We start from the raw sequence: 10,346 nt of genomic DNA, 5'->3' as shown, positions 1-10,346 counted from the left end.
TCGAGGAATGGAGGTGCCACTACAACGAAGATCGACCCCACACGGCCCTGGGCGGCTTGACGCCCCGAGCCTTCGCCGACCAAGCTGTCACAGCCCGAGAACTTGCATAGGCCGTGGACCACAAACGGGGTCAACTCCACTCGGATCGTAGCCCTCGATGAGCAAAGAGACCGGCACGAGACCGATTGCGCCGATGAGCGTCTCCCAGAAGGCGAGAACCAGGGGGGGCATCGTCTGCGTCAAGGGCCGGCTGATCACAGAGCCCCAGGCGTAGCAGGCCGTACCGACCGCTACTGACGAGAGGGCAAGCACCGCCGTGGCCCCGTCTTGCGCGGCCCCGGCGCGGCCTGAGAACAGGAGCACGAGCCCGACGACACCGAGTCCGATCGCGCCGACCCGACGCGCGCTGAGGTGCTCCTGGCCGTAGAGAGAACCGATAAACGCGAGGAAGATCGGCATCAGCGACAGATTGACGATCGCCGACAATCCACTCGGGGTGATCCACCCCCACGAGAGTGGTCCGCCCTTTGGTATGGCTTTCGAGCCTGGAGGACGGATCGATGTCGAGGAAGCGACCCAAGCCCGAGGAGATCGTCGCAAAGCTGCGGCAGGCGGACGTGCTGGTCGGCCAGGGCCAGAGCGTAGCAGAAGCGATCCGCACGATCGGCGTGAGTGAGGTGACGTACTACCGCTGGCGGCGTGAGTACGGTGGCCTGAAGTCGGATCAAGTCCGGCGGATGAAGGATCTGGAGACCGAGAACCAGCGGCTCCGGAAGGCGATCGCCGATCTCACCCTGGACAAGCTGATCCTGCAGGAGGCGGCCCGGGGAAACTGACCAGCCCCGCGCGCCGCCGCGCCTGCATCGAGCATGTCCGGACCGTGCTGAAGGTCTCCGAGCGCCGCGCGTGTCGTGCGCTCGGGCAGCATCGCTCGACACAGCGCAAGCTGCCGCGGGGCAAAGATGACGAGGCGGCGCTCGTCGCCGATCTGATCGAGCTTGCCCGCACCTACGGGCGCTACGGCTATCGGAAGGTCGCCGCCCTGCTGCGGGCAGCCGGCTGGCAGGTCAACGACAAGCGGGTCGAGCGCCTCTGGCGACAGGAGGGGCTGAAGGTGCCGGCCCGCCAGCCCAAGCGCGGACGGTTGTGGGACGGGGATGGCTCCTGCCTCCGCCTGCGCCCGGAGCACCGCAACCACGTCTGGTCCTACGACTTCGTCGAGGCGCGCACCCATGACGGGCGCAAGTTCCGGATGCTCAACGTTCTCGACGAGTTCAGCCGCGAGTGCCTGGCCATCCGGGTGGATCGCAAGCTCAAGGCGGCCGACGTGATCGATGTGCTGTCTGATCTTTTCAGCCTGCGCGGCGTGCCTGCTCACATTCGTTCAGACAACGGTCCGGAGTTTATCGCCAAATCAGTGCAGGCCTGGATCGCTGGGGTGGGAGCCAAGGCAGCCTACGTCACGCCGGGTTCGCCGTGGGAGAATGGGTATGTCGAAAGCTTCAATGCGCAGATACGCGACGAGCTTCTAAATGGTGAGATCTTCTACACGCTCAAAGAGGCACAGATCATGATCGAGAGCTGGCGACGGCACTACAATACAGTTCGGCCACATGGGGCTTTGGGCTATAGGCCGCCGGCTCCAGAGGTCTTCATGCTGGTCTCGACCGCTTGGCCGGCTGTGCTGGCTCGATCGACCATGCCCCCCATACTGATGAGGCCAACCCTGCACTAACTTTCCATTCGGACCACCCCGTGGGGGCCGATCAGGCACCCGACGTCAGAAATGCGCGCCGATCGTCTCCACGAGGTGCAGGAGATAACCGCTCCACTTCTTCTCTAGCGTGGCGACGTCCATGACGTGGGCTGGCGCGACGCAATTGACGGCTAGGACGGTTCTGCCGTCGCGGGACGCCATCGGGGCGGCGATCGAGCAGACGTTGCGCCGCCACATGCGGTCGTTGTGGCAGTAGCCCTTCTCGCGGACCTCCCTAATCGACGCGCCAATCGACTGGCGCAGCGGCTGCGTCTTGGCGGCCGGATTGCGCCGCTCGATCTCGACTAGAAGCGCCTCACGTGCATCCTCCGCTAGGCCGGCCAAGTAGGCGTGGCCCGTGGCAGTCCTGGCGACCTCGATGCGTGAGCCGGTGCTAAAGAAATACGGCAGGGTCTCGCCGGAACAGCGGTCGAGATAAATCATCTCGACTCCGTCCGGCGCCGCGAGCGACACGCTGCAACCGGACACCTTCGCGAATTGCTGCATGTGCTCGTGCGCCAGCGGCAGCACCTGAAGATTGCTGAGGTAGGAGAATCCGAGGTTGAGCACGCGAGGGCTCAGCCGATACTTCCCCTCCCCCGCTTCGTAGGTCAGGTAGCCGGCGTCGACGAGGGCCCGCGTCAGGCGCGAGACGGTCGCCTTGGGGAGTTCGGTCGCGGCCACGAGCTCAGTGTTGGTCATGCCGCCGAGGCCGGCCCTGAACGCCTCCAGCACCTCCAGGCCGCGCAGGAGGGTGCCGCTCGGCGTCGAGGCGGCATCCGCGCCGTCCCGGCCGCGATCCTCGTCCTCGGAAGCGAAGCCCCCCTTCCCCGACATGCCGCGTTCGTCCCTAGACTTGGCGAACCGAGGCGAGCCCACGGGATGCCGGGATCACTTAAGCAGGTTCGCGCTCGGGCACCAACGCCCCGCCCATGCCCTCTCCACCGCGCTGGCCCTCGGCCTCCGCCGCAGGTCTGGGCGCGACGCCCGTTATGGCTACCGAGCATCGTCATCGAAGCAAATCAAGAATGAACTCGCTTGACGCCCACCCTTTCGAACCCTTAGTTTCGATATATGAAACCAGTGGATCAAAAACAGGGGCTCTGATGTCCGGCGCATTGGCGGGGGTGAAGATCGTCGACTTGTCCCGCGTCCTGGGCGGCCCCCTGTGCACTCAGTATCTCGGCGACCACGGGGCAGAGGTGATCAAGATCGAACCCCCACAGGGCGACGAGACGCGGGGGTGGGGGCCGTTCGGTGAGGGTGGCAGCGCCTATTTTAGCGGCATCAACCGCAACAAGCGCAATGCCGCCCTGGACCTGTCGAAGGCCCAGGGCCGCGAAGTCCTGTTCCGCCTGCTCGAAGACGCCGACGTCCTCATCCACAACTTCAAGTCCGGCACGCTGGAAAGGTGGGGCATTGGGTATGACGTGGTGCTGGCAGAACGCTTCCCGCGGCTCGTCTACTGTCATGTCACCGGGTTCGGGGACGACGGTCCGCTCGGCGGGCTTCCAGGATATGACTCCGTGGTGCAGGCCATGGCCGGGTGCATGAGCACCAACGGTTACCCGGACGGGGGACCGACGCGGGTCGGGATGTCGATCGTCGACATCGGGACCGCCCTGAATGCGACGATCGCGATCTTGATGGCCCTGCACGAGCGGGCGCGCTCGGGAATGGGGCAAAAGCTCGACGTGTGCCTGTACGACTGCGCGCTGACCTTCCTGCACCCGCACGCCGTCGGCTACCTCCAGGCCGGGGTGGAGCCTATGCGGACCGGGAACCAGCACCCGAGCATCGCGCCCTACGAGCAGTTCGAGACGGCGACGGGTCCGATCTTCCTAGGCGTCGGCAACGACGGACAGTTCGCCGCCGTGTGCGGTGTGCTGGGCCTGCCGGACCTCGCCCGCGACGAGCGCTTTCTCACGAACCCGAAGCGCGTCGAGAACCGGCGGGCGCTACGGGAGATTCTCGAACCGCGGCTGGCCGAGCGGGAGGCCGAGGAGCTGTGCACGCTTCTCCTTAACCGCAACATCCCGGCCGGTCCCGTGCTGAGCGTTCCCGAAGTACTCGCCGCACCGCACACTGCGTACAGGCGGATGGTGGTGGAGGACGGCGCGTACCGTGCGCTGGGCATCCCCATCAAGCTCTCCAGAACCCCCGGCAGCGTCCGCCGGATCCCGCAGGGGTTCGGCGAAAGCTCCCGCGAGGTCTGCCGGGCCGCAGGGTACGGCGACAGGGAGATCGACGCCCTGGTGGACGCCAAGGTCGTCTTTGAACGGCGCTGAGCGCCGCACCGGCGGAAGCGGGACCCGACGGCCTCGCGCGCGCCGCCGTTCCCCCGGGCCGGCATCGGGCAAAACAATACTCATCGGAGGGAATCCCGTGTCGAAGAGCCTTCACGCCGCCGCCCTGGCGGCGGGTCTTCTGTCCTGCCCCACCGCCTCCATGGCGGCCGACACGACGCCGATCCGGATCGGCGTCATCAACGACGCCTCCGGCGGCTACGCGGACCTGAGCGGCGCGGGTTCGGCGGTCGCGGCGCGCCTCGCAGTCGACGAGATGGGCGGGTCGGTGCTGGGGCGTCCTATTGAGGTACTATCGGCCGACAACCAGAGCAAGCCGGATATCGCCTCGGCCCTGGTGCGGCGATGGGTCGACGTCGAGGGGGTCACGCTGATCGCGGACGGCGGCCCGAGTTCGAGCGCCGCCTCCATCCAGCAGCTCGCGCGGGCACGCAACTTCGTCTTCGTGAACGCCGGAGGTTACGCGTCGAGCTTAACCGGGAAGGACTGCGCGAGGACCGCCTTCCAGTTCGCCCCGGACACCTACGCCCTGTCATCCGCCTCGACAAAGCGCGCCGTCGCCAGGGGCGACAACAGTTGGTTCTTCATGACGGCCGACTACACCTTCGGCCAGGCGCTGGAGGCGGACGCATCGGCGTCTATCAAGGCGTCAGGCGGGCGTGTGCTCGGCAGCGTGCGCCACCCGCTCCACAACCCGGACTTCTCGTCGTTCCTGCTCCAGGCCCAAGCGAGCCGGGCGAAGGTGGTCGGGCTCGCCAGCGCGGGCGCGGACGTCATCAACTCGGTCAAGCAGGCGCACGAATTCGGCCTGATCGAGGGGGGGCAGAAGCTCGCGGGCTTCCTCGTCTTCCAGTCGGACGTCGACGCCCTCGGCCTCGACGTCGCGCAGGGGCTGGAGTTCGCCACCGCGACGTACTGGGATTCGGACGAGCGCACACGTGCTTGGTCGAGGACGTTCCAGCAGCGCTACCGCGGCAAGCCGCCCACGATGGTTCATTCGCTGACGTATTCCGGCGTGCTCCATTACCTGAAAGCCGTGCAGGCCGCCGGTACGCTCGACGGCCCGACGGTCGCCGCCAAGATGCGCGAGACCCGGGTGAACGACGTGTTCGTCCGCGACGCGGCGATCCGCGAGGACGGCCGGGTCCTTGAGGAACTGATGCTGGTTAAGGTCAAGGCGCCGTCCGCCTCGAAGCACCCCTTCGACGATTTTGAGGTGCTGGACCGGCTGTCCCCGGAGGCAGCCTACCGGCCGCTGAGCGAGAGCGAGTGCCCGCTCGTCCAGAAGAACTAGACGTAGATCGCAGGAGGTGCGCGAACATGGACGCGACGTTCGACCCCGCCGACCATCGGCGGTTTCCGAACCGGTGGTTCGGGGACTTCCGGTTGCACGAGCGCTTCGTGCTGCCGAGCCGCACCATGACGGACGCTCTGTTCCTCGCCTTCCAGACGGCGAGTGGGGACAACCACCCGATCCACTACGACGTCGAGTTCTGCCGGGCCCGGGGCATGCCGCACATGCTCGCGCACGGTTTCCAGGTCCTGATTCAGACCGCGGCCGGCGCCGGCAACTTCCCATTCATGGTCGAGGAGAGCCTTATTGCCTTCTTGGAGCAGTCGTCGCGCTTCTTGAAGCCAGTCTATGTCGGCGACACGCTCTACCCGGCGCTCACGATCGGCGCGATGGAGCCGGGACGGACCACGGGCGTGATCGAGATGGAGACCACCGTTCACAACCAACGGCGGGAGCTCGTCATGTCGGGCAAGCAGCGCTACCTCGTTCGCATGGGCCCGAAGCCGTCGACCGGTTGATGGAGGCAGGGCGCCGTTCGGCGGGCCTGGGCCGTGCTGTCCACCCCCTTCCGGCCGCCCGCCAATGGGCCACGTCCTTCGGTCTGGGACGGTCAGTGATATCGCCGACGGCCGGCAAGCCTAACCGACCCGCACCAAGAGTCCCCGCGTGTCAGTCGCGCGGGGTAGATCCGTTCCGCTCCGGCCATGCCCGCCTCGTCGATCGTTGGCCGAGTTCAAATCGGTCGGCCCGGGGGCAGGGACGCTGGCGCGCCTGCTTTCGAGGCGGTCGGCGAGACGGCCCGGACTTGATAGACATCGTTCCCCGGCGGGGATTGCGCCAGCGGCGAGACCGAGTGTCGGCCCAGGCGCGCCGAAGCCCGCCGAGGCCGTACCCGACGCCCGACACATTGAGCCGAGGACCATGCAGGATCGTCCCTTCGTGCGTTACGCGGTCGAGAACCGCGTTGCCGTCATCACCCTGGACCGGTCGCCCGTGAACGCGTTGAGCCTACCAATGCTGGGCGAGATCGTCGCAGCCTTCCGGCGAGCCTCCGCCGATGAAGCGGCCCGGGCCGTGCTCCTGGCGAGCGCGATCCCGCGGCGGTTCTCGGCCGGCCTAGACCTCGACATCCTCCTCGGGAAGCCGCAGGCCGAGGTCCGCCCCTTCCTTGACAGGCTCTACGTCGAGCTGGCCGACATCCAGTATCACCTGGGCAAGCCGTCGATCGCGGCCGTGAACGGCGCCGCTCGCGGCGGCGGCATGACGCTGTCCATCCTGTGCGACGTGATCCTGGCGGGCGACGGCGCGACCTTTGGCTACCCCGAGATCGACCTCGGCCTCGTGCCAGCCATCCATTTCACGCACCTGCCAACCATCGTCGGCCGCCACCGCGCCTTCGAGCTCCTGTTCTCGGGCCGAACCTTCGACGCAGCCGAGGCCGCAGGCCTCGGCCTAGTGAGCCGCGTGGTGCCCGACGCTGACCTCGACCGGGAGGCGATGGCCCTCGCGCGGACGTTCGCCTCGAAGTCGCCGACCGCGATGCGGCTCGGACGCGCGGCCTTCATGCGCGCCAACGACGCCGAATTCCGGCGGGGCGTCGCGGCGGCGGCCGAACATTTCACCTACGTGGCCGGGACGCCGGACGCCCAGGAAGGGCTGCGAGCCTTCGTCGAGAAGCGCCCGCCACGCTGGTAAGCCGTCCGGCCGGGCACCGCTCCCGACTTAGATCGGCATCAAAAACGGACTCGCCGGCCCCGGGATGAGCGTCGGCGCCGAGAGTCCCTTCATGCCCTTCTCCAGGATGAAGCACCGGATCGCGCCCTCGTGCGCGTCGGACTTCGCCCAGACCACGAAGACGTCGGCGAACGGCGCGTTGGAGATCCACATCTTGGCGCCCGAGATCCGGTAGCCGCCGTCGATCTTCTCGGCCTTGGTCTTCATCCCCGCCGGGTCGGAGCCAGCATCGGGCTCGGTGAGGCCGAAGCAGCCGATCCACTCGCCCGAGGCCAGCTTCGGCAGGAACTTCTTCCGCTGCTCCTCCGAGCCGTAGGCGTGGATCGGGTACATCACGAGGGAGGATTGGACGCTCATCATCGAGCGGTAGCCGGAATCCACCGCCTCGACCGCCCGCGCCACGAGCCCGTAGGCGACGTAGGAGGCGCCGGCGCAGCCGTACTCCTCCGGTAGGGTGACGCCCAGCAGGCCGAGTTCGCCCATCTTCCGGAACAGGCCCGGATCGGTCTGCTCATGGGCGTACGCCTCGACGATCCCGGGCAGGAGCTGCTCCTGCGCGAAGCTGTGGGCCACGTCGCGGATCGCCCGCTCGTCCTCGGTGAGCTGGTCCTCCAGCAGGAAGGGATCGTCTCAGACGAAGCGGGGGGAGGCGGGAGCCTCAACGGCAGCAGCCGGCTCGTAAGTCTCAGAAGCCTTCAAGTGTTGCAGCATCTAATGATCTCCTCACAACCAATGGATGACAAGACAGTATTGGTGCAAATTTCGTTGTAGGATTAGCATTCGTATCGAAAAACTCATTCGTAACTGCGGTCGATACATGTCCTTCGACGCGCGCACGGAAGCAGTATCTATTCGAAAAACTCTAGCCGGGCTGCCTCGGTGTGCTCACCTAGATGCGGCACCGCTCTCAAGCTGCGCTCCTCCTCTCTGAAGATTGCAGGCGGCGCAACGAGGTCCACAGGTCCAACCGGCGTCTCTGCGGTCAGCCGCCTGAGATGAGCGTGCTGCGCGACATCGCGGAGGCGGTTGATGCGAGCGTACGCCACCTCAGCGCGCTTCAGTCGTGCGATGCACTCGTCGACTACAAGTTCCTGCAAGACTGCCTGCACCTCACGATCGAGTTCAGCTTTTCGCAAAACCCTGCCGTTGTTGGTACCGTATTCCTCGCGTTGCGCGAGTTCAGGCAGGAGCAACACGCGCTCCGCGAAGCGTACCCACTCGCGATCGTTTTGGACGCCCACCATGATCTCATCACCCCGCGCGAGCCTGTAAGCGCCGTAAGGAGCGATCGTGGGGTGGCCAAGTCCGACCCGCGGCCATTCTCGGCCCGTATGATCGAAGTACAGGATTGGGACGCTCATCCAGTCCGCCATCGCGTCGAACAGTGAGACGTGCAGGGACGCCCCCTCTCCCGTCCTGAACCGCCGCAACAGTGCCTCGAGGATTGCGGCGTGAGCGAACATGCCAGTCGCTATATCGACGGCCGAGACGCCGACCCGGCCCGGAGCATCGGGCGTGCCGGTGATCGATGCGAGCCCGCTCTCGGCCTGCACCATGAGGTCGTAGGCACGCGAGCCCGCAAGCGGACCCGTCTCGCCGTAGCCCGTGATGTCGCACGTGATCAGGTCGGGCCGCGCCTGCCGCAGGGCTCTCCACCCGAAGCCGGCACGCTCCGCGGCGCCCGGCCCGAGGTTCTGGATGACCACGTCCGCCCGCAGCATCATACGGCGCAGGAGTTCCGCGTCTCTGGCCTGACGGAAGTCGAGCACCACGGACTCCTTGCCGCGGTTCAGCCACACGTAATACGTGCTCTCTCCCCTCACCACTCCGTCGTACCCGCGGGCGAAATCGCCTTCCGGGCGCTCGATCTTAATGACGCGTGCGCCCGCATCGGCGAGGCGGCTCGAAGCGAAGGGAGCGGCTGCAGCCTGCTCGACGGAGACGACGAGAATTCCTTCGAGCGGCAATGACATCGGACCCTCCCCACCGTTCCGCGCGCACCGCTAAGGGGAGCTAGCCAGGAACGAAGTCCGAAATTATACTACTCCGTAGCTTGAGAGATCAACCGAGGTTGCCCGTGCTCGACGACGCCTACCGCGGCCTCAAGGTCCTCGACCTCGCCCAGGGCTTCGCCGGCCCCTACTGCGCGGCGATCCTAGCCCAGGCCGGCGCGGAGGTGGTCAAGGTGGAGCCGCCCGCTGGGGACTGGAGTCGCCTGATGGGACGGGCGAGCGGCCAGCACACCGCGATGAGCCTCGCCAGCAACACCGGCAAGTCGGGTCTGGCCGTCGACGCACGGCGGCCTGAAGGGCGGGCACTGCTGCTTCGGCTCGCCTCCGCCGTGGACGTCGTTACGCAGAGCTTCCGGCCGGGTGTGGCTGAGCGGCTCGGGATCGGGTTCGATGCGATCCGCGCTTGCAACCCCAGTGTCCTCTACGTCTCGGTCAGCGGGTTCGGGGCCGAGGGTCCGTACCGGGACCGCCCGGCGACGGACACCATTCTGCAAGCGATGAGCGGGATGATGGTGATGAACCGGTCATCCACCGGGGTACCCCAGCGGATCGGAATGCTTGCAATCGACGTCGCGGCAGGCGTCTACGCAGCCCAGGCGGTCGGAGTCGCCCTCTTCAAGCGGGCTAGGACGGGTGAAGGTGGGCACATCAACATATCCCTTCTGGAAGTCGCCGCCGCTTTCCAAGCCATGCCGATACTCGATCACGCCATGTTCGGAGGGCAGCCCCGGACGGCGCTTACGGTACCCTCAGGAACTTTTGCGACCGCCGACGGCGCGATCAATCTCGTCTCCGTGCGCGACGACATGTTCGACAACCTTGCCCGCGCTGTAGGCTGCTCGCACTGGGTCGAGGATGCCCGCTTCAGGACGAACGCTGACCGCGCGCTACATGCGGATGAGATCAATGGGCAACTCGAGCGGATTATCCGTGAGCAGACCACGCAATTCTGGACCTCGCGTTTCGACGAGTTCGACGTCCTGTGCGCCCCGGTGAACGATTATGCGGGCCTCTTGGAAGATCCGCAGGTCGCTCATGCGGAGATCTTCGAAGCGACCGAGATCACGGGTTTCGACCCACTCCCATTTCCGAGACTGCCCGGGATGGCGAGAGCCCCCCGACCCTGTCGGCCCCCGGCGATCGGCGAACACAGCCGCGGGGTCCTCATGCGGTTCGGCCTATCCCCAGCGGAGATCGACGAACTTGTCGCGGCAGGCATCGTGATCCAGGCCGAGAGGTGAGCC

The 10,346-nt window shown here is 66.5% G+C and carries 10 protein-coding genes and 1 pseudogene; 7 read left to right on the top strand and 4 right to left on the bottom strand.

All coding sequences use genetic code 11. The features are described 5' to 3' along the window. On the top strand, positions 1-110 hold a 110-nt coding region (locus MKK75_RS26005; protein WP_244045380.1), incomplete at its 5' end, for a transposase. Here MKK75_RS26005 and MKK75_RS26000 read toward each other — a convergent pair. Then, positions 88-486 carry a hypothetical protein gene (locus MKK75_RS26000; protein ID WP_244045376.1) on the bottom strand — a complete coding sequence of 133 codons (399 nt, stop codon included), beginning with the start codon at positions 484-486 and terminating at the stop codon, positions 88-90. The genes MKK75_RS26005 and MKK75_RS26000 overlap by 23 nt on opposite strands. A 74-nt stretch (positions 487-560) precedes the next feature. On the opposite strand from MKK75_RS26000, the gene MKK75_RS25995 reads away from it, so the two are divergent. Then, positions 561-1,735 (top strand): IS3 family transposase gene (locus MKK75_RS25995; RefSeq protein ID WP_244045379.1). Its coding sequence is split into 2 segments (ribosomal slippage): positions 561-825 and positions 825-1,735, totalling 1,176 coding nucleotides; the frame shifts between segments, so codons are not numbered across the junction. A gap of 45 nt (positions 1,736-1,780) precedes the next feature. Here the strand turns inward: MKK75_RS25995 and MKK75_RS25990 are convergent. Then, positions 1,781-2,593 (bottom strand): IclR family transcriptional regulator, encoded by an 813-nt coding sequence (locus MKK75_RS25990; RefSeq protein ID WP_244045375.1) that lies wholly within the window; start codon positions 2,591-2,593, stop codon positions 1,781-1,783. A 269-nt stretch (positions 2,594-2,862) separates the two neighbouring features. On the opposite strand from MKK75_RS25990, the gene MKK75_RS25985 reads away from it, so the two are divergent. The 4 genes from MKK75_RS25985 (at position 2,863) to MKK75_RS25970 (ending at position 7,051) form a co-directional block, all read left to right on the top strand. Further along, the gene (locus MKK75_RS25985; protein ID WP_244045378.1) at positions 2,863-4,044 is read left to right on the top strand and encodes a CaiB/BaiF CoA transferase family protein; all 1,182 of its coding nucleotides are present in this window, start codon (positions 2,863-2,865) and stop codon (positions 4,042-4,044) included. A 97-nt stretch (positions 4,045-4,141) separates the two neighbouring features. After that, positions 4,142-5,356: an ABC transporter substrate-binding protein gene (locus tag MKK75_RS25980; protein ID WP_244045374.1), complete on the top strand. Its 1,215-nt coding sequence runs from the start codon at positions 4,142-4,144 to the stop codon at positions 5,354-5,356. A 26-nt stretch (positions 5,357-5,382) separates the two neighbouring features. Continuing rightward, positions 5,383-5,874 (top strand): MaoC family dehydratase, encoded by a 492-nt coding sequence (locus MKK75_RS25975; RefSeq protein ID WP_244045373.1) that lies wholly within the window; start codon positions 5,383-5,385, stop codon positions 5,872-5,874. Between the two features lie 403 nt (positions 5,875-6,277). Further along, positions 6,278-7,051: an enoyl-CoA hydratase/isomerase family protein gene (locus tag MKK75_RS25970; protein WP_244045372.1), complete on the top strand. Its 774-nt coding sequence runs from the start codon at positions 6,278-6,280 to the stop codon at positions 7,049-7,051. 66 nt (positions 7,052-7,117) lie between these two features. Here MKK75_RS25970 and MKK75_RS25965 read toward each other — a convergent pair. After that, positions 7,118-7,708 (bottom strand): annotated as a pseudogene (locus tag MKK75_RS25965) (acyl-CoA dehydrogenase family protein); the annotation flags it as partial. Between the two features lie 230 nt (positions 7,709-7,938). After that, entirely contained in the window at positions 7,939-9,063 is a 1,125-nt protein-coding gene (locus MKK75_RS25960; protein WP_244045371.1) for a CaiB/BaiF CoA transferase family protein, read from the bottom strand. A 104-nt stretch (positions 9,064-9,167) separates the two neighbouring features. Between MKK75_RS25960 and MKK75_RS25955 the strand changes: the two genes are divergently transcribed. Further along, positions 9,168-10,343, top strand: a complete 1,176-nt coding sequence (locus MKK75_RS25955; protein ID WP_244045370.1) for a CaiB/BaiF CoA transferase family protein — start codon at positions 9,168-9,170, stop codon at positions 10,341-10,343. Positions 10,344-10,346: the final 3 nt, after the last annotated feature.

This window comes from Methylobacterium sp. J-030 (genome assembly GCF_022829545.1).
Classification (GTDB): domain Bacteria; phylum Pseudomonadota; class Alphaproteobacteria; order Rhizobiales; family Beijerinckiaceae; genus Methylobacterium.
The sequence above is the reverse complement of the archived record's forward strand: the minus strand, read 5'-3'. Positions and strand labels throughout refer to the sequence as shown.